Annotated in this window: 15 protein-coding genes; 10 read left to right on the top strand and 5 right to left on the bottom strand. The window is 41.5% G+C overall.

Annotated features, from left to right (window positions below):
- Nucleotides 1-18 precede the first annotated feature (18 nt).
- The 5 genes from EGC86_RS16595 (at nucleotide 19) to EGC86_RS16575 (ending at nucleotide 7,410) form a co-directional block, all read left to right on the top strand.
- Nucleotides 19-366 (top strand): carboxymuconolactone decarboxylase family protein, encoded by a 348-nt coding sequence (locus EGC86_RS16595; protein WP_243638332.1) that lies wholly within the window; start codon nucleotides 19-21, stop codon nucleotides 364-366.
- A gap of 120 nt (nucleotides 367-486) precedes the next feature.
- The gene (locus EGC86_RS16590; RefSeq protein ID WP_123778282.1) at nucleotides 487-1,170 is read left to right on the top strand and encodes a DUF6781 family protein; all 684 of its coding nucleotides are present in this window, start codon (nucleotides 487-489) and stop codon (nucleotides 1,168-1,170) included.
- A 7-nt stretch (nucleotides 1,171-1,177) separates the two neighbouring features.
- Complete coding sequence (locus tag EGC86_RS16585) at nucleotides 1,178-2,860, top strand: ABC1 kinase family protein (RefSeq protein WP_123778281.1); 1,683 nt, start codon at nucleotides 1,178-1,180, stop codon at nucleotides 2,858-2,860.
- A 683-nt stretch (nucleotides 2,861-3,543) separates the two neighbouring features.
- Entirely contained in the window at nucleotides 3,544-5,088 is a 1,545-nt protein-coding gene (locus tag EGC86_RS21160; protein WP_123778280.1) for a methyl-accepting chemotaxis protein, read from the top strand.
- A 741-nt stretch (nucleotides 5,089-5,829) separates the two neighbouring features.
- Nucleotides 5,830-7,410 carry a BCCT family transporter gene (locus tag EGC86_RS16575; RefSeq protein WP_011637275.1) on the top strand — a complete coding sequence of 527 codons (1,581 nt, stop codon included), beginning with the start codon at nucleotides 5,830-5,832 and terminating at the stop codon, nucleotides 7,408-7,410.
- Nucleotides 7,411-7,527: 117 nt separating this feature from the next.
- On the opposite strand, the gene EGC86_RS16570 is transcribed toward EGC86_RS16575, so the two are convergent.
- From EGC86_RS16570 to EGC86_RS16550, 5 genes are all read right to left on the bottom strand, one after another.
- Nucleotides 7,528-8,244 carry a 3'-5' exonuclease gene (locus EGC86_RS16570; protein ID WP_011637276.1) on the bottom strand — a complete coding sequence of 239 codons (717 nt, stop codon included), beginning with the start codon at nucleotides 8,242-8,244 and terminating at the stop codon, nucleotides 7,528-7,530.
- A 10-nt stretch (nucleotides 8,245-8,254) separates the two neighbouring features.
- Nucleotides 8,255-10,132 carry a DUF294 nucleotidyltransferase-like domain-containing protein gene (locus EGC86_RS16565; RefSeq protein WP_123778279.1) on the bottom strand — a complete coding sequence of 626 codons (1,878 nt, stop codon included), beginning with the start codon at nucleotides 10,130-10,132 and terminating at the stop codon, nucleotides 8,255-8,257.
- Nucleotides 10,133-10,570: 438 nt separating this feature from the next.
- On the bottom strand, nucleotides 10,571-11,776 hold the full coding sequence (locus tag EGC86_RS16560; RefSeq protein WP_011637278.1) for an ABC transporter permease: 1,206 nt from the start codon (nucleotides 11,774-11,776) through the stop codon (nucleotides 10,571-10,573).
- Entirely contained in the window at nucleotides 11,776-12,486 is a 711-nt protein-coding gene (locus EGC86_RS16555) for an ABC transporter ATP-binding protein (protein ID WP_011637279.1), read from the bottom strand. Before EGC86_RS16555 ends, EGC86_RS16560 begins: the two co-directional genes overlap by 1 nt.
- 8 nt (nucleotides 12,487-12,494) lie before the next feature.
- Nucleotides 12,495-13,793: an efflux RND transporter periplasmic adaptor subunit gene (locus EGC86_RS16550; RefSeq protein ID WP_011637280.1), complete on the bottom strand. Its 1,299-nt coding sequence runs from the start codon at nucleotides 13,791-13,793 to the stop codon at nucleotides 12,495-12,497.
- 587 nt (nucleotides 13,794-14,380) lie between these two features.
- Here EGC86_RS16550 and EGC86_RS16545 point away from each other — a divergent pair.
- From EGC86_RS16545 to proX, 5 genes are all read left to right on the top strand, one after another.
- Nucleotides 14,381-15,352: a DnaJ C-terminal domain-containing protein gene (locus EGC86_RS16545; RefSeq protein ID WP_102037576.1), complete on the top strand. Its 972-nt coding sequence runs from the start codon at nucleotides 14,381-14,383 to the stop codon at nucleotides 15,350-15,352.
- A gap of 2 nt (nucleotides 15,353-15,354) precedes the next feature.
- Entirely contained in the window at nucleotides 15,355-15,672 is a 318-nt protein-coding gene (locus tag EGC86_RS16540) for a chaperone modulator CbpM (protein WP_102037577.1), read from the top strand.
- A 450-nt stretch (nucleotides 15,673-16,122) separates the two neighbouring features.
- Nucleotides 16,123-17,349: a glycine betaine/L-proline ABC transporter ATP-binding protein ProV gene (gene proV / locus EGC86_RS16535; RefSeq protein ID WP_207893052.1), complete on the top strand. Its 1,227-nt coding sequence runs from the start codon at nucleotides 16,123-16,125 to the stop codon at nucleotides 17,347-17,349.
- Between the two features lie 26 nt (nucleotides 17,350-17,375).
- Complete coding sequence (locus EGC86_RS16530) at nucleotides 17,376-18,227, top strand: ABC transporter permease (RefSeq protein ID WP_011637284.1); 852 nt, start codon at nucleotides 17,376-17,378, stop codon at nucleotides 18,225-18,227.
- Nucleotides 18,224-19,258: a glycine betaine/L-proline ABC transporter substrate-binding protein ProX gene (gene proX, locus EGC86_RS16525; protein ID WP_123778277.1), complete on the top strand. Its 1,035-nt coding sequence runs from the start codon at nucleotides 18,224-18,226 to the stop codon at nucleotides 19,256-19,258. Before EGC86_RS16530 ends, proX begins: the two co-directional genes overlap by 4 nt.
- The last annotated feature ends 152 nt before the right edge of the window (nucleotides 19,259-19,410 follow it).

Below are 19,410 nucleotides of genomic sequence, written 5' to 3'. Positions count from 1 at the left end.
ACAAAAAGAGTCAAACAGATGAAAAATTTTCCTGAACATTATAAAGAACTTAATACTTGGATGGACAAACTCGGGGTGGCTATACCTGAGGCTATGCAAGGGTTTGCTGAACTGCATAAGGCATCGATTACTCCTGCAGCTTTAGACAGTAAAACTAAGGAGCTAATTGCTCTTGGTATAGCGATAACGGTTAGATGTGATGGGTGTATTACATTTCATGTTCATGACGCATTACAGGCTGGTGCTAGTAAAGAGGAAATAGCTGAAACTGTGTCTGTGGCCATTCTGATGGGGGGAGGTCCATCAATGGTTTACGGAATTGAGGCCATGCAAGCTGTCAGTCAATATCAACAGCAAGGATTATAACCTCAATCTATCAATAATTTAGAAACTTGAATTAGCCAGAATGTTTACTAGCATCATTAACACACTAATAGCGGCTGTTTGTTTTTTCCTTGTAACCAGAGACTGTATAGGTGAATAAATATGAGTACAGCTAAAAGTGACAAAAATAGCAATCGTGACAATCTCGAAGGATATATTAAAGAGGCTGTTGAGACCGATAATAATATTAGGGAAACCGTTCGGTGCATTACTCTTAAAGCATTTAGTGAAGGTAAATTGGACTTCAGTGAGATCTCGCAAATTGCAAACCGAGTGGTTAAAGGTGCTGGTTTAGGTGCTATTACTCACGGCCGTGATGGTCAGGACAAGTTAACTTATGCCGTTGCGGGACTTGACGATGCCTTATGTTCTGCCGCCGAAGCATGCAAATTAGCCGTTGAAGAAGCTAGTTCGCATGTTAACACCTTTAGTAAGCAGGATTTAGATCGCGCCATTAATGACCTTAGTGAGCTTGAAGCTATGTTTTTAGATACTTTGAAAGAGGTAGCAATAGAGGCTAATGAGACGGTATCCGATACCTTAAATGATTTGGTTCGTCATGGGCGGGTAAGCGGCACTGCAGTTGGTCAAAAAACAACTGAGATCGCAACATTGTTAAACCAACAATTCAGTGAAAGGTTAAGCGACACTGTAAGCGCCGGAGTCGATTCAGCTGCGAAAGTAACAAGTAACCTAGCTTATGCTGCAGCTGGTTTTCTTGATGCGCTTGGACAAAAATTGAATCAGAAATCAACATCTAATCCAGCCCCAAATAAAAGTAAATAGGTGCACCATGCTTTGGGAGACGTTAGGCACAGCGCGAGATATTGGTCGACTGAATGAGCTTGCTTCGGTCTTAATCCGTTATGGCTTCGGCGATGTAATGCGCAGGCTTGGCCTCGCTGACATGTTGAATGTCGCAGGTAAGGCATTGCATTGGAAGCATGCTGCGGAAATAACCAGTTTGGAGTCACCAGTCAGGTTTTGTCATGCATTAGCTGAAATGGGGCCAACCTTTATAAAATTAGGACAAATTCTTGCTACCCGTTCAGACCTATTTTCACCAGAGTGGACGACTGAATTTGAAAAATTACAAAATCATGCGCCTGCGGTATCATCCGAATTAATCTGTAAACAATTACAAGAAGACTTAGGATGTAGTCCGCAACAAGCTTTTGCTGAATTTAATCCAAAACCTTTTGCTGCTGCGTCCATTGCCCAAGTGCATCGAGCTCGTCTACATGATGGTACTGAAGTGATTATTAAGGTTCGCCGGCCAGGCATTAGGCCCGTTATGGAAGCCGATTTACGTTTACTTGCCCGTATTGCAGAGATCATGGAGTCAGAGTCTCCGACATTACGCCGTTTTAAGCCTCGTGAGGTGGTACGTCAATTTACCCATTCTCTACGCCGAGAATTGGATTTATTGGCCGAGTGTCGCAATGCCCAAAGGGTAGCCAAAAATTTTAAAAGTAACCCTAATATCGTTATTCCTAAAGTGTATTGGTCTTGGTGTAGCGAACGCGTCAATGTGCAACAGTTTATTGATGGTATTTCTGGTCGAAATGTTGAAGCAGTCGAAAAGGCTGGTTTAGATAGAAAACTGTTAGCTAAGTATGGCGGTCAAGCCGCGTTGAAAATGATATTAATTGACGGTTTTTATCATGCAGACCCACATCAAGGTAATATTTTTTATCTACCAGATAATCGAATCGCATTTATTGATTTTGGAATGGTGGGACGATTGTCTTTCGAGCGCCGACATCAAGTGGTACAGCTTTTACATAGCATGGTTGAGTTGGATGCTCCTCGTGTTGTGGATGTATTACTGGATTGGGCTGGAAATCCTGCGATAAATTGTGAAAATCTCACATATGAAGTAGAAGAATTTGTTGATAAGTATCACGGTGTTTCGTTAAAAAATTTCCAGTTAAGCATGATGCTAACTGAACTGATCTCACTGCTTAGAGAATATGGTCTGAGCTTACCACCAGATATTATTATATTGATCAAAGCATTAATTGCACTTGAAGGTGTAGCTCTGCAGTTAGACCCAGACTTTAATATGGTCACTGAAGCCAAACCATTATTACACCAGCTAATGGTAGACCGATACGCACCAGACGCATTGGCCAAAAGAGGTTGGCAAGCCATTGTCGATACTGGCGAACTGTTAAGTGGATTACCACAAGACTTGCAACAACTTTTACGTTCAGCCCGTAGTGGTCGATTTCAACTGCATGTTGATGTAACAAGGCTAAAAGCATTTGGTAATCAACTTGATCGTGCTGCTAGCCGTGTGGCAATAGGTAACGTGGTAGCGGCTATGATTATTGGGTCGTCTATCGTGATGACAGTTGATGGTGGCCCGACTTTATTTGGTTTGCCGTTATTTGGCATACTTGGATTTCTGAGTGCTATCGTCGGTGGAATTTGGTTGTTATTTTCCATTTGGTCAAGTGGGCGCTGGAAGTAGAAATTTTGCCTATAACAATAATACACATGAGGGTGCATAAATGTTGATGCAGCACTTACAGTGCGTGAAGCATTAACAATATACTTCGATAGTAATAACTCATATTACCTTGGTTGTTTTGCTCGACATTAATAATAGTTCTATTTATTAGTATAAAACATAATCATTCCTTCCCATACAACCTGAAAAATCAGACCGTTTAGTGTTAAAAAGTGACGAGAAGTTACAAATACACAATGCAGCTTAACGCCTAACGTTAAAAATCCATCAACTACACTTTTACATCGATTGATGTAGCAACTAATACTTTATTTAACTCAAATGTGAAGAGGTTTTGTCTGAATGACTCCCAGGGATTTCTTTGCGGTCAACCGTGAAGTTATTCATGTGTTCGATTAATAACAAAAAACGGTTCATTAGCACTTCTTTTGCTATTAGAGCAGCATTTTTGGTCGAATCGTTGCATCTGTAAACTACACTAAAATGCTCGAGTTGATCACTTGATGCTTAATGTCGTGGTTTGTACACAAATAAATGCAATATCAAGTTCTTGCTGTGGCTCTATTGCGTCATTAATACGGTTTAAGCCTTAGGTTGAGATGACAGTTTAGCCATAGACCAAAGTCGATAGCCTACAATGACATAGACAATGCTAACCTGAATAAAAAAGGATTGGAGTATTCATGCTAAATAGAACAATTTTTATTAATGGTTTAGTGGTATTTGCTATCACTGTGCTACTGAGTTATTTCACTCTATCTCCTTGGCTGTATGCATTGTTGATCGCACTCGCATCTGTGGCCACGTTACTGCTTACCCACAAAAAAGAAACTAGCCCAGAAATCCTTGACTCATCTCAACAAGATGAGCATGTTGCTAGTGGTATTAGCAAAGCTGCCACTCGGATTGCCATTGGTGGGGCTGAAGTGTCATTTTTTATCGAAAAACTAGCACATGCAATGGGTTTACAAGTTAAGCATGTTCAAGAAATATCAGAAAGAGCAGGTAATTTAGAGCAAGGTGCTCAACAACTTCTAGGCCAATCCGCCCAAGTACGCTTACTGGTTGAAGAAGCAAATACCCAAGCTTCCAGCTACGCCAAAGAAATAAAACAAGTCGATGAACAGCAACGCATCCTGTCTACTGAGATTGAATCAACGGCAGTGTTATTAATCGAACTTAAAAATAAAGCTAATGCTATAAGCAGTATTACCGACACTATTAATCAACTATCTGATCAAACCAATATGTTGGCCCTCAATGCTGCAATTGAAGCCGCCAGAGCCGGTGAGCAAGGCAGAGGATTTGCCGTGGTAGCCGATGAAGTTCGCAATCTGGCACATAAAACGGCTGAAGCAACGCAAGGTATCGAATCATTGTTGTCAGAAATTGGCGAGAATAGCATTCAATCAGTACAAGCAATGCAACGAGTGAGTGAGATGGGGGGGAAGCTCTCTCAACGCATGAATGAGATCTATATCCTCACACAAGCGAGCCAAGAAAGTATGGCCGGTGCAGCAAGCGAAATGCTGCAAATGGATCAAACAGTAGGGTTAACCGTTGATAATACCAATGGTATTGGTGCAAATATTGAAGGAATAGGTGCCTCTATACTCAAAGTTGATACCGACTTAATAGAAGCTTCAGATCGTGTTCTTGAACTCAGTGGCTTTGCCGAACAGATTTTTCGTCATCTGCAGAGTTTCGATTTATCGGATAAACACGCAGTTATTGCTAATGTCGCGCTTAATGCAGCGGCTGATGTCGGAACCATTTTTGAATACGCTTTGGAAAAAGGTTCACTTACACAAGCACAGTTATTTGACTCAAATTACCAACCAATCCCTAAAACCGACCCGCAAAAATTCACCACCGGTTTTGACCGTTTTACAGACTCAAATTTACCTAACATTCAAGAGGTCATTTTAAAAAATAACGCAGATATTATTTATGCAGGAGCTGTGGATGTAAGAGGCTATTTCCCTACCCATAATCTCAAATTTTCTAAGCCTTTAACCGGAAATCGGGAACAAGACCTTGCTGGTAATCGCACCAAGCGTATTTTTGATGACCCAACAGGCAAGCGATGCGGCAGCAACACCGAAACTTTTTTACTGCAAACTTATAAGCGTGATACCGGTGAAGTGATGCATGATCTGTCTGCACCTATTTACGTTAATGGAAAGCATTGGGGTGGGTTTAGAATTGGGTACAAGGCAGAAGAGTAATAAATAATCTGCGCTATCCGGCGCATGATTATTATTTTATGTGCATGCAACCAATAAAAATCTACACATTGGAATTATGTTGTTAATTCATTGACTAAAGACCTAATGCACAGCAGCCTAAAGTATATTTAGTTGCTGTGCGCCAATAGCATTGAACATTCCCCGCCTAAAAATACAAATTTAAATAAGGTCAAATTAATACCTTTGAGAAATAGCCCTGAACCATACCGATTTTTCATTACCCATAAGAACATTATTATTAACTCATTAAGAGTTAAAGGTAGCTTGGCTACATATTGAGGATTTCTAAATTTAAGCCGAAATTGTAGTGAACGTGGTAGCAAGGTTGGCTCAGAAATTTCCACTAGGCGAAGCTGTATAAACTCACAAGGTCCACGATGTGCTGTTTGGTGGATCAGAGTGATTGATGAATGAGCTGTAATTGCTTATGCAAACATCAAACAAACACGACACCTAAAAGGCATTAATGTTTTACTGCAAGAGGCTATTTTCTGAGGAAGACCAAAGATATTGCGGATATTTCGATGAATGGTGCATGTTCGGTTAAGTGAAAATGCAGCTTGTGTTATTTAAATATATGATTATTTATATGTTTTATATTTTAAAATTAACCTGATAATGAAATAAGACTGAAATCACATTCCGATTTTGTTAAAATCCTTATCTAAGATGCAATCGAGTATCAAATCAATAGGGCAAGGCGGCTCTAACCGAGGGTTTATGAAGATAAATAAGGACAAATACAGTATAGATAATACCGATTATACTGTTGGACAGGATAACATCCAAAAATGGGGCTTTGATATTCATAACGCCGTTTTTGGGATAAGCGCAGGGTTAATCGCTGCTTTTTTAATTGCAATCTTAATTATCGATCCGGCAACATCAAAAGAGTTTTTAGATGGCTTAAAATGGCAAATTATCGGCACCTTTGACAGTCTCTTTATGTGGTCTGCTAATATTTTTGTGATTTTTTGCTTAGCATTAATCGTTTCTCCTTTTGGTAAAATTCGCTTAGGCGGAGATGATGCAAAAGCTGATTATTCAAGACTTTCATGGATAGCAATGCTTTTTGCTGCAGGCATGGGTATTGGTTTGATGTTTTGGGGCGTTGCAGAACCTTTAGCATATTACACCGGCTGGTATGAAACACCATTGAATGTGGTTGCTAATACACCTGAAGCAGCAGAACTTGCACTTGGTGCCACAATGTTCCATTGGGGGTTACATCCTTGGTCAATTTATGGCGTGGTAGCGCTGTCTATGGCTTTCTTTGCTTATAACAAAGGTTTGCCGCTTTCTATCCGATCTGCTTTTTACCCTATATTGGGTGACCGCACATGGGGCTGGCCTGGACATATCATTGATATTTTCGCCGTATTAGCCACATTATTTGGTCTAGCAACCTCATTAGGTTTAGGTGCTCAACAAGCTGCAGCTGGGTTCCATCATGTGTTTGGCATTGAAGCCGGCTTAACCCTACAAATCACTATTATTGTAGTAGTGACGTTGTTAGCTGTTATCTCGGTAGTACGCGGCCTTGAAGGCGGCGTTAAAGTCATTAGTAATATCAATATGTTACTAGCTGTTGCTTTACTCATTTTTGTAGCACTTGTTACTTTTGCTGTTTCAATGGGTACAATTCCAACAACGGTAATGGGTTATATAAAGAATATTATTCCATTGAGTAATCCAATCGGTCGTGAAGACGAAGCTTGGATGCACGGTTGGACTGTGTTTTATTGGGCGTGGTGGATTTCATGGTCACCATTTGTGGGTATGTTTATTGCTCGTATCTCACGCGGTCGTACAGTACGTGAATTTCTTTCCACTGTATTGATTGTGCCAACCGTAGTCACTATTTTATGGATGTCTGTATTTGGTGGTATCGCAATTGATCAAGTTATCAATAATGTGGGTACATTGGGCAGTAAGGGATTAACAGAAGTTCCGCTAGCTATGTTCCAAATGTTTGATTCGTTGCCTTTAGGTAATCTGTTATCAATGTTGGCTGTGCTATTGGTGCTGGTTTTCTTTATTACTTCTTCGGATTCAGGCTCACTAGTTATCGACAGTATTACTGCTGGTGGTAAAATTGATGCTCCGATCCCTCAACGCATCTTTTGGGCTGTAATAGAAGGTGCTATTGCAGCTGTATTACTTTGGGTTGGTGGTACTCAGGCGATTGAAGCACTTCAAGCGGGTGCTATTTCAACTGGATTACCCTTTACCATTATTCTATTGGTTATGTGTGTCAGTTTGTTGATGGGTATGCGTACCGAAAAGCATAATAAAAGCTAATTGTTGAAATTAAGTCCTTAAAGTGCAAACACATTTCAGGACTTAATAATTCACACAAAAAAGCCGATGATTAATTCATCGGCTTTTTTTTCATAAATATTTCTGTTCAGCTAAACTTTATAACCATAAATTTTTAATCGCAGTGTCGGGACTAAAATGATATTTAATTTGAGCCTGCAATAACTCTGCGGTGGCTATGGCATCAGTTAACGCATCATGAGGGGCATAAGCGGGCAAATGATAACGTTCACGACTATTTGCAAGGCGAATTGATTCTGTGCGTTTTCTTTTAAAGAAATTAAATAATCCCTGCGATTTTTCTCGTTGTACATTAGCCTCAATCTGCATGGTATCGATAACCGGAAACACAATGCCTTCATTAATCAACATGCGTAGCGTATGATCAAGAAAATCACGCTCAATATGACGATAATGCACTACCACGACTTTACCGGCTAATTCATTTAAAAGCTGCTCTAAAATCAATAGTAAATCAGGCGCATCTTGTAAATCAGAGTGGGTGATACCGTGAATAATAATAGAGTCTTCTTGTAATTTATCTTTAGGGTTGAGATACCATTTTTTTGCTTTACGGCAGAAAATACGCTGCAAGGTAAATGGCACTAAGCCAATACTAATGATGCTGTTTTTCTGTGAATCTAAACCAGTTGTTTCAAAATCCAATGCGACAAACTCAATATCACTTAATGGTGTTTCATTGTGATAAGTTCCCGCATGATAGAAATCATGCAGGCGTCTATCTTTACTGTTTTGCACTTTTAATTCTAGAAAGGCTTGCCAGTTTAAAATCGCCTGGTTACTGAAATTAGTCATGAGTTAACCTTTAAAGTTTGTTCGAACTGTAGCGATATTTTAAAAAGTTTTGCGCATTGCTTAACACTAAAAAGGCATCTTTAAGATTTCGTCTTTCAAAATCTGACATACTTTCAGGTTCAATATTATTATCAGGCTCAATCCCAGACTCTATATCCGTTGATTGATGACGTAAACGTACCAGAGAGATAAGCTCCATAGCATGTTGTAAATCTTCGCCCTTTGATGTTGGCAGAATGCCTGCGTCGATAATATCTTCTAAACGTTCAAATGAGTTTTGCGATTGCGAGCCGATTGCTAATGCGTGTACTCGGATCAAATCTGCCAATGGTGCAGTACCACGACGTTTCAAATTAATAGAGTTGTTATGACGACCATCTTTTTCCATCACAAAATCTTTAAAGAATCCAAGTGGTGGTTTTCGGTTGAGGGCATTGTGCGCTAAACAGGCTAGAAAACGGTTGTTTTTCTTGGCCTTACTTAAGATAAATGCATTTAGCTGTTCCGCCCATTTTACTCGGCCATAAACACCGGTAAGATCAAAGAAAATAGAGCAGTTTAATAAAGCTTGCGGGTTAGGATTTTCTATCCAATCACCGAAACAATCTTCCCATTGAGCACGAGTTTTACGGTATTCTGGGTTGCTTGCCATAATATCACCAGTGCAGTAACTATAACCGCAGGCGGCTAAACCATCGCAAACAAAATCTGCTAGCTTCGCAAAATACTCACCATGTAACGCAGCGTTATAGCTGTTATCAAGGATAATGGCATTATCTTGGTCGGTCACCATTAGCTGTTCATCACGGGCCATCGACCCCAGTGCTAAAAAGCAATAAGGAACAGGCGGTGGGCCGAATTTTTCTTCTGCTAGTTCTAACAAACGTTGTTTAAAGTTACGACCAATTTCAGACATTGCCCGTCCGACCATGTGTGAATTGGCATCTTCATTAACCATGCGTACGAAGCAGTTTTTTAACTGCGCAGAAAGTAGCACTAAATCTTCGCAACTATTTTGTTGGAAGATACTGCTTACAAACAACAAACTATTTTGTGATTCGTAGCGAATGATATCCGCAACTTCAATAAGACCAATCGGTTTTTTATTTTTTAAGATAGGTAGATGATCAATATTATTGCGCAGCATAAGCAACATAGCTTCAAAAATGTATGCGTTATGATCCAGCGATATTAAACTGGTCGACATGACTTGTGAAATAGGATTATCTACATTAACTCCGGCAGCGATGACTTTAGCGCAGAGATCATGTTCGGTAATAATACCCACAAAACTGCTATCTTGTTGATCATCTATATCAGGGTCATTTATTAATACCGCAGAAATGTTTTGCTCGGCCATTATTTTGGCCACCACTTGTATGGAGCTATGGCAAGATAGAACCACAGGCTCTCTGGTAACTAAGGTTTTCACTTTTGAGGTGGTTAGTGCATTAGCATCATCGGTTTTACCCTTTACCGCTTGTTTTAAACGGGTGGTATCCTCAGCTTCAACGAAATCAGCAAAATCATCATAATTCTCGCATAAGTCATTGAATACAGACTCAGGAATACAGTAAACCAGCGTATCTTTTACTGCTTTAGCGGGGAAACGTACTTTATTATTGGTTAATAAGCCCATTTGCCCAAATAACTGACCTTGGTCTAAACGATTATAAAGTTCACCTTTACGGCGATATAACTCTACGACTCCGCTGCGGATCATATAAAGCTCTTTAATGTTGTCATTAAAGTTAACAATCATGCTGTCTGTGCGGTAATAAGAAATCTCAACACTTTTGGCAACGTCAATTAAGACTTGTTCTGGAAGCTGATCAAAGGGGGCGTACTGAGCAATAAAGCTCTGAATTTCGAGTACTTCGGCTGTCATGAATAGACCTGCTAGTTTGTGATGACTAAAGAATTGTTAATATCTATTTAGCATTATACGAGTAAACACGACAATATTGACGTTCGACATTGTGGTCGAATATATCGCTGTCGCAGAGGCCATTAGTTATCTTCATTTATTAACCGGTAATGATAGTGATGTAACCAAGGCAAACGATAATCTATTTAGGTTATTCGCTATAGTAGCACTGCTGTTCTGCTATTGTCCGTAAAGCATTTCTGTGTGGTCAGATATTGAGTTAATTTGCTTAAACAAATGACAATGTGGATTATTGACATTAAAGGTGACATTCACTCTTCGAGTTCATTAGAGTTGTTAACTAGATTCCAGTATAACCGGTTGATTTATCTCGCACTGATTGGGACGTAATTAACACCATAGAAGCACAATAAACCGAATTTGCGTTGAGGATAAAGGCTATTCATGACGCAGGGCTTCTATTGGATCTAGTTGCGCGGCTTTACGGGCAGGGAAATACCCAAAGATGACGCCTACAGCTGCAGAGAATAGAAACGATACCACCACAATACTCATGTTGAATACAAACGGAACTTGTATTAAATTTGCTAGCGCAACTGAGCCTGCCAATGCCAGTATAATGCCGACAATTCCGCCGAGTGAAGACAGCACAATGGCTTCGACCAGAAACTGTAATAGGACTTCTCGTTCAAGTGCGCCAATGGCTAGACGAATGCCGATTTCTCGTGTTCGTTCAGTGACCGACACCAACATGATGTTCATAATGCCAATGCCGCCAACCAGTAAACTCACTGCAGCAACGGCACCCAGTAGCATAGTTAATACTCGTGTTGTACCACTTAGCATATTGGCGATTTCTTTTAGATCCATTACCGAAAAGTCATCATCTTCATTGGCTGATATATGGCGACGTTCACGCAGCAATTCAGTCACAGCTTGTTCTACTTTCTGGGTTGATACGCCATCTTTAACTGATATTTGGATCAGTCTGACATCCTGATTACCCGCTAGTCGTCGTTGAAAAGTGCGTAACGGAATCACCACCAAATCGTCCTGATCCATTCCCATTGTTGACTGCCCCTTGGAATTAAGTAGCCCTATGACTTCACATGACAGCTTTTCTAGGCGGATTTTTTGTCCAATTGGGTTTTGTTCCCCAAACAATTCCTTGCGAACGGTTTCACCTATTATGCAAACAGCCTTGCCTGCTCGTAATTCACTTTCGACAAACTGACGCCCCGATTTAAATTCCCAGTTTCCGGCTTCAAAAAGTTGATTGGTTGAACCGCTAATACTGGTACTCCAGTTCTCATTGCCGAAAACGACGGTAACACTCTGCGATGCGGAGGGAGCAACTGCGCTGATGTTGCTTATTTCTCTGCTGATAGCTTCAGCATCATCGAGACGAAATGCCGATGCTGAGGACCGCTGGCCCATTCCCATTCGCTGACCAGGAGAGACCATTAACAGGTTACTGCCCAGGCTCGAAATTTGCTGTGTCACCTGTTGTGTTGCACCGCCACCAATAGTGACCATAATAATCACCGCCGCTACGCCAATGACAATACCCAAAACCGTAAGAAATGACCGCATAACATTGCGACGAATTTCTCGCATAGCCAATAATAAAGCATTCCATAACATCAGCTGTGTCCTTGGTTGTTGGCATCATGAGCGACTAAGCCATCGAGGAAGTGTATTTGGCGTTTGGCAAATGCTGCCATGTCTGGCTCATGAGTCACCATTACGATGGTGATGCCTTGGTCGCGATTAAATGAGCTTAACAGTTCCATTATTTCTCGACTGCGCGATGAATCTAAATTACCCGTGGGTTCATCGGCTAATAACACCGAGGGCTGAGTCACAATCGCGCGGGCAATCGCTACTCGTTGTTGTTGGCCACCAGATAATTCTCCCGGGGTGTGATCTTCCCAGCCGTTAAGGCCTACTACTTTGAGTGCATTCAATGCATGCTCACGACGCTCAGCAGCTGGCATGCCTCGATAGATGAGTGGTAATTCAACATTTTCCAGTGCAGATGTTCTGTTAAGTAAATTGAATCCCTGAAACACAAAACCGAGATAGTTACGTCTTAGTAATGCTAATTGATCGCGAGTTAACGAACCAACATCAATACCATCAAACCTATAACTGCCTGCAGTTGGTGTATCTAAGCAACCTAGCACATTCATGCAGGTTGATTTTCCTGATCCACTAGGCCCCATCACCGCCACAAACTCGCCGCGCTCGATGGTTAAATCTATTCCGCCCAAGGCCTGCATCTCTGCTTGTCCTGAGCCATAAACTTTGGTGACGTCCCTGAGCTCAATCAGGGAGGGTTGCTGGCTTTGCATCATATCCTTCACTGTTTGTTACTGATGGTATCGATAATTAATGCCATGCCCGTTTCAATGTCGCCAGCAGTGATTTCAGTGTTAATTCCATCACTCGATCCGGTGGTGACTTCTATGGAAATGGGTTGGCCGTCGCGTAATGTCCATATGTGTTGTTGATTTTTGTTGCTGTTTACTGCGTGTTCTTGAGGTTGTGAGCTGCTTGGAGGTCGTGGAAGTAAATTACTCATTAAGCCGCCACTGCTAGCGGCTTGTTGCTCCTGTTCTGGAGGACTGAAACGCAAGGCTGCATTGGGAACCAGCAATGCATCGGATACTTGTTTAACTAAAATATCCGCGGTGGCCGTCATCCCAGGACGCAGTAATAAGGCTGAATTATCGACAATTAGTACGGTTTCATAGGTCACCACACCATCAACGGTTTGAGAAGCAAAATGAACCTCAGAAATTTTGGCTGGAAAATTTCGATTGGCATAAGCATCCACAGTAAACAATGCCTCTTGTCCCACGCTAATCTGGCCAACATCGGCTTCATCTACGTCTACGTGTAATTCCATTTGAGTGAGGTTTTCTGCCAAGGTAAACATCACCGGTGTTTGAAATGAGGCAGCCATGGTCTGCCCTGGTTCAACATCACGAATTAACACAATGCCATCAATCGGTGAATGTATGGTGGCTTTTGCTAGTGTGGTTAACTCTGAATCAAGCGCTGCTTGCGACTGTACGACTTGGGCTTTAGCACTTGCAAGATTGGCTACAGTGCGATCATATGTCGCTTGTGATGCTTCACATTCTTGTACTGAACACATGCCCGTTTTAGCGAGTTCTCGGGAACGACTTAAGCTGTTTTTGGTTTCGATAATGGTCGCTTCAACTTGTTTAACCTGCGCTTTTGCCCAGTCAAGAGATGCTTTAGCTTGGTTTACCTTGGCCTGCAATTGATCTGTATCCATGCGCGCAAGTACTTGGTCCTTTTTAACGTAATCATTAAAATCGACCAATACTGTTTTAATTGTGCCAGAAATTTCTGAGCCCACTTCAACCTGATTGACGGGTTCGAGCGTGCCAGTAGCGGTAACCGTTATACTCAATAATCCACGGTTGGCATTGGCCGTTTTATAGTGAATAGTTTGCGATTGGCCGTTAGTGAATATTTGCCATACTACAATGATAACAATAACAATTCCCCCAACAATCCAAAACCATTTACCCGCAAACTTGTGCTTTGCACTAGACTTATCGAGTCCTAACGTTTGACGAATATCAGTATCGTGTGATGTTGTCGGTTGTTGTTTATCTGATGTCATATTATGGGCCTCTCATTATTTGAGCATCGATACAAGGCTGGAGAACGTGAAGTTAGTCGATAGCACACGCCACACTTGAGGTGTCATTTAAATTAAGTGTAATACTAAGCTGCAACAGCAATGTGATCTGAGTCAACTTGTTGAGATATATCAAGGTAAATCACTCACAATGATGAGTTTACTCTTCACTAATGCTGATTTTTAATCCCCCGAGTTTATGCTGCTGACACTGTTTTTTCGTGCTGTTGTGTCAAGGTGACATCGTGACCAAAACTAGATGATAGTACTGTTTTTGTGTCATTGAGTTAGCTAAATATCGCTAACCAATATGGGCACTTTTTGCGAACAACCCTAAACGTATAATGTGTTTGATATAAATCCATTTCATAGGGTTATGTTGTTGCTGTTCTTTTAAAAGAGAGATGTTTTTTTAATCATGTAATGCTCATTAACTAAACTCGTTATACTGTAATAGAGTTGATCAAGATCAAGCGTGTTGTTTGTCTGTGGGCCTAAACTCGTTAATGTAGATGGGTTCAAAGTTGTCTAATGATCCGTTGCAAACTTGCTTTTTGTGAGGGGATAAAATGAATTTTAAAGACTATTACACTGTATTAGGCATCGATCCTAAAGCGAATGATAAAGCGGTTAAAGTCGCTTATAAAAAACTTGCCGTGCAGTATCATCCTGACGTGAGTAAACATCCAGATGCTGAGGCGAAATTCAAAGAAATAGGTGAAGCCTATGAAGTGTTACATAACACTAAAAAGCGTGCTGAATATGACGAATTACGTCATCATCACCTTAATAGAACCCAAAATCGTTATGCCAATCAAGGCGCAGCGAATGGTGCAGGGCAAACCTGGGGACAACAGCAAAGCGATCCACAAACCGATCAAGAGTTTTCAGACTTTTTTAGTTCAATTTTTGGCTCCAGCCGCGGAGGTTTTGAACAAGGTAGCCAACATAGACAGCGCCAAACTCAGCCTCAAAAAGGCCAAGACATTGAAATTGAGTTTCCGATGTTTCTTGAAGAAACATTGGTCGATACTCTAAAGCCAGTCGAGTTTACCTTACAACAACGGGATCCTAGCGGTCGTATCGTTGAGCAACCTAAATCGTTAAAAGTTAAAATTCCTGCTGGCGTTGTTAATGGTGAACGTATTCGCTTGAAAGGACAGGGCGGTCCGGGACCGACCAAGGCAGATAACGGTGATCTGTACTTACAAATTCGTTTTGTACCTCATCCCATGTTTGATGTTGATGGTCGAGATTTAAGTATTGTTGTACCCGTAGCGCCATGGGAAGCAGTGCTGGGTACCAAGCTTAAACTGCCCACGTTAACCGGTCATATTCAACTGACTATCCCTGCTAATAGTCAGTCAGGACAGCGTTTACGTATAAAAGGAAAAGGCTTACTCAGTAAAAAAGTACATGGGGACTTATTTGCGGTACTCAAAATAGTCGTCCCGACATCGCCAGATGAAGCAAGCAAACAATTGTGGACTGAATTAGCAGAGAAAAATATATTCGACCCACGTGCCAGTTGGAGTAAATAACGATGCTGCAAATTAATATAAGCGAACAAGATTGTTGGTTGAGTAGCGATGAACTGTGTGAGTGCAGCGATATCAGCTCAGCATTACTACTTGAACTTGTAGAGCACAGTATTGCCATGCCAATGGAGGGTGAGGTGATAGAACAATGGCGCTTTAGTGTCGAGAATTTACATCAAGTGAAAAAAGCCACGCGCATTCAACGTGATCTGGCACTCGATTGGAGTGGCATTGCATTAATCTTACAATTACTCGATGAAAGAGACCAGTTAGATCATGAAGTCCATATGCTAAAGCAGCAGTTGAGTCGGTTTAAAGTATAATTATAAGCCGCTGACAAATGGATGTTAGAGGTAGCTATACTTCTCATTGGCAGTAGCCGAATAAAGCTTTACTTAATTATTTAAGCACCGCTAATTAGGGCTGCTATTTATTAACCACTACTATTTAAAAATTGCTAGTTAAGCCGTTTATAAAGGTTTATTAAAGCGCTTTACCGCTAATAACACTCCGAATAGGTTACTAAACCAGTAATATTATCCTTGTTAAAAGTGAGGGTAATATCTGTTGTGTTTTTACAATTAAATTCAATGATTTATCTGTATTTGTGAAAACACTAACATTGACATGATGAGCGTTTAGGGACTAGTGTATAAAATATATCGCGAAAGTGTGTGGTAAATATTTAACAGCGCAGAATTTATTCACGTGCTTTTTATGTAGCGTTAGTACAAAAAAGCAGAACGGCGTAAAAGAGCGTCATGGAAAATATTATGGAAAAAATAGTAATAAAAAACCTCTATAAGGTTTTTGGTTCTGAGCCTCGCAAGGGAGTGAAATTACTTGAACAAGGGAAAAGCAAAGAAGAAATTTACGAACAGACAGGGCTTACAGTTGCAGTACAAGGTGCAAGTTTTACCGTAAACAAAGGTGAAATTTTTGTCGTGATGGGTCTGTCTGGCTCAGGAAAATCAACTCTAGTAAGAATGCTAAACAGGCTCATTGAACCAACATCTGGAGAGGTGTTAGTTGATGGTCAAAATATCCTCACAATGAATAAGGATGAGCTGGTAAGGTTTCGCAGAAGCAAAACCAGTATGGTCTTTCAGTCTTTCGCTCTTATGCCTCATCAGACAGTGTTAGAAAATGCAGCTTTTGGCCTCGAGCTTGATGGCATGGATAAGAAACAGCGTGAAGAGCGAGCTCTAGATGCCTTAAAACAAGTCGGACTTGAAGGCTTGGAGAATGCATATCCTAATGAGTTAAGTGGTGGTATGCAGCAGCGAGTGGGATTGGCGCGAGGCTTAGCGGTTGATCCTGATATCTTGCTCATGGATGAGGCATTTTCGGCGCTTGATCCTCTTATTAAGACAGAAATGCAGGATGAACTGTTGAAACTGCAAGACCGTCATGAGCGCACCATCATATTTATCTCCCATGATTTAGACGAAGCATTACGTATTGGCGACCGAATTGCCATCATGCAGGGCGGCCGAGTTATTCAAGTGGGGACGCCAGAAGAGATTCTGCAAAATCCCGCTGACGATTATGTACGCGCATTTTTCCGTGGCGTGGATCCAACCGGTGTTATCTCCGCAGGGGACATTGCCCGCGATAGCCAGCCAACGGTCGTTTGGCATACTAAAGCAGGTAGCCCACGAGCCACATTAGAAATGTTGAGTATGAAAGATCGCGAATTTGCCTATGTACTCGACTCAGAACATCGTTATTTGGGTGTTGTTTCTTCTGATTCTCTGCGCGACGCTATTGACCAGGGGAATGGTACCAGCAAACTTGAGCATGCTTTCCTTACAGAAGCCAAATCGGTTCAGGAAACCGATAGTCTTCAGGACATTTTATCTTTGGTAGCATCTCATTCTTGGCCTATTCCAGTTGTAAACTCAGAAAATAGATATCGCGGAGTTGTTTCTAAAAATCTGTTTCTTCGTACCTTAAACCGTGCAGAAAAGGGGACTTATTTTGAGCAGTCAGCATCTTAGAATACTAGCTTCAGGAGTTTTATATTATGTTCAGTTTTGATGAAAGAGTTATTCCCTTAGATGCATGGATCACAAGCCTTGTTGACTGGTTGGTAGAAGGGTATCGATGGTTTTTTCAGATGATAAAATGGCCCGTAGACTTCATTTTATCAAGTGTGTCAGATGGACTTCTGGCAACTCCACCTCTACTTGTTATCGCACTGTTTGGCGTCATTGCTTGGCGGGTGTCAGGTTTCAAACTTGCTGGTTTTACGCTTGCATCGTTGATTCTCATTGGTCTGCTTGGTTTCTGGTCTGAAACCATGATAACCCTCGCCATGGTATTTTCATCTGTTGTGTTCTGTACTGTTGTTGGAGTGCCATTTGGTATATGGGCTGGACGCAGTGATCGTGTTAATAACATTCTCCGACCCATTTTGGATGCGATGCAGACAACGCCAGCCTTTGTCTATTTGGTACCTATTGTGATGCTTTTTTCAATTGGCAACACAGCAGGTGTTCTTGCAACCATCATTTTTGCCCTGCCACCGTTGGTTAGATTAACCAGTCTCGGTATCAGGCAGGTACACCCAGAGTTAGTCGAGGCTGCGCTCGCCTTTGGGGCAACAAGCTCGCAGGTTTTACTTAAAGTTCAGATACCACTTGCTCTTCCGACCATCATGGCTGGCCTTAATCAGACCATCATGATGTCGCTCTCCATGGTGGTTATCGCCGCAATGATTGGCGCAGGAGGCCTAGGGGCTCCTGTCGTTCTGGGCTTAAATACACTTGATATTGGTTTGGCCACGGTTGGCGGTCTTGCGATTGTTTTATTAGCAATCATTTTAGATAGAATCACCCAATCAATGGCAACCCCAAAAAATAAGGACGTAAAATGATACTTAAAAAAGTAATACTGGGCGCAGCTTTAGCTGCAATCACAATGACGGGGTCAGTAGCTCTTGCTGATACTCTCAAGCCAGGAGAAGGCATAACCGTTAAACCAGCTCGAGCGACATGGGACACCGGTTTTTTTCAGGAAGCGCTTGTACGACGAGGTCTTGAGACTTTGGGGTATGATGTTGAAAAGCCCAAAACTCTGGTCAATCCAATTTTTTACAAAACTGTCACTCTCGGTGATATTGATTATTGGACCAATGGTTGGTTTCCAATGCATAACGATCAACTACCGAAAAACTTCGATAAAAAAGCTGAAAAGATTGGTTATGTAATGAAAGCCGGTGGACTGGGTGGCTATTTAGTGTCTAAAAAAGAGGTAGATAAATATAATATTACCTCTCTTGAAGATTTTAAACGCCCTGAGGTGAAGAAAGCCTTTGATACCAATGGTGATGGCAAGGCCGATCTGACTGCCTGCCCTCCAGGCTGGGGATGTGAAAAAATAATCACCCATCATATGGACGTATATGGTCTCAAAGATGCTATCAATCCAGTGAAAGCGGCATATGCAGCAGGAATGGCATCGGCGATGGCGGGTTATAAAAATGGTGGACCAATCTTCTTCTATACTTGGGCACCAAATTGGACCATTTTTAAACTGAAGCCAGGCAAGGACGTTGTGTGGATCAACGTGCCTGAAATCAATCCGACCAAAGCGCAAAGTTCTGCTGTTGAACGAATGACGATAAAGGGACTTGAAGGCGCAGTTTCTGACCCGGTAAAACTTGGTTTTGTTGCTTCTGACATCCAGGTCGTCGCCAACAAAAAATTCACCAAGCAAAATCCGGCAGCTAGGAAATTTTTTGAAGTATTTACCCTGCAGCTTGCCGACGTCAACGAACAGAATACTCGGATGAACGATGGCGAAAAGAGTGAACAGGACATTCAACGCCACGTAGATGAGTGGATTGCCAAAAACCAAGATCAATGGAACGGTTGGCTGACTGAAGCACGTAATGCTGCTAAATAGTCTCAACCTGCAATAGCTTATTGGTAACCCGGAGCACACATACAGTGCTTACGGGTTATTTTTTATTCAAACCCCCAAGTGTTTAGTAAAACGTATGTCAGCGTTTTAAAAAAAGAGGGCAAAGCTGATAATGATGTAGCCCTTTACGAGGC

Source organism: Shewanella frigidimarina (genome assembly GCF_003797125.1).
Classification (GTDB): domain Bacteria; phylum Pseudomonadota; class Gammaproteobacteria; order Enterobacterales; family Shewanellaceae; genus Shewanella; species Shewanella frigidimarina.
Note: the sequence above shows the minus strand (reverse complement) of the source record. Positions and strands in the feature narration are given on the sequence as shown.

Coding starts and splice junctions, on each gene's coding strand:
- EGC86_RS16565 (WP_123778279.1), bottom strand. CDS start 10,132: ATGACAGCCGAAGTACTCGAAATTCAGAGCTTTATTGCTCAGTACGCC.
- EGC86_RS21160 (WP_123778280.1), top strand. CDS start 3,544: ATGCTAAATAGAACAATTTTTATTAATGGTTTAGTGGTATTTGCTATC.
- EGC86_RS16575 (WP_011637275.1), top strand. CDS start 5,830: ATGAAGATAAATAAGGACAAATACAGTATAGATAATACCGATTATACT.
- EGC86_RS16545 (WP_102037576.1), top strand. CDS start 14,381: ATGAATTTTAAAGACTATTACACTGTATTAGGCATCGATCCTAAAGCG.
- EGC86_RS16570 (WP_011637276.1), bottom strand. CDS start 8,244: ATGACTAATTTCAGTAACCAGGCGATTTTAAACTGGCAAGCCTTTCTA.
- EGC86_RS16595 (WP_243638332.1), top strand. CDS start 19: ATGAAAAATTTTCCTGAACATTATAAAGAACTTAATACTTGGATGGAC.
- EGC86_RS16540 (WP_102037577.1), top strand. CDS start 15,355: ATGCTGCAAATTAATATAAGCGAACAAGATTGTTGGTTGAGTAGCGAT.
- proX (WP_123778277.1), top strand. CDS start 18,224: ATGATACTTAAAAAAGTAATACTGGGCGCAGCTTTAGCTGCAATCACA.
- EGC86_RS16590 (WP_123778282.1), top strand. CDS start 487: ATGAGTACAGCTAAAAGTGACAAAAATAGCAATCGTGACAATCTCGAA.
- EGC86_RS16560 (WP_011637278.1), bottom strand. CDS start 11,776: ATGTTATGGAATGCTTTATTATTGGCTATGCGAGAAATTCGTCGCAAT.
- EGC86_RS16550 (WP_011637280.1), bottom strand. CDS start 13,793: ATGACATCAGATAAACAACAACCGACAACATCACACGATACTGATATT.
- EGC86_RS16555 (WP_011637279.1), bottom strand. CDS start 12,486: ATGCAAAGCCAGCAACCCTCCCTGATTGAGCTCAGGGACGTCACCAAA.
- EGC86_RS16530 (WP_011637284.1), top strand. CDS start 17,376: ATGTTCAGTTTTGATGAAAGAGTTATTCCCTTAGATGCATGGATCACA.
- EGC86_RS16585 (WP_123778281.1), top strand. CDS start 1,178: ATGCTTTGGGAGACGTTAGGCACAGCGCGAGATATTGGTCGACTGAAT.
- proV (WP_207893052.1), top strand. CDS start 16,123: ATGGAAAAAATAGTAATAAAAAACCTCTATAAGGTTTTTGGTTCTGAG.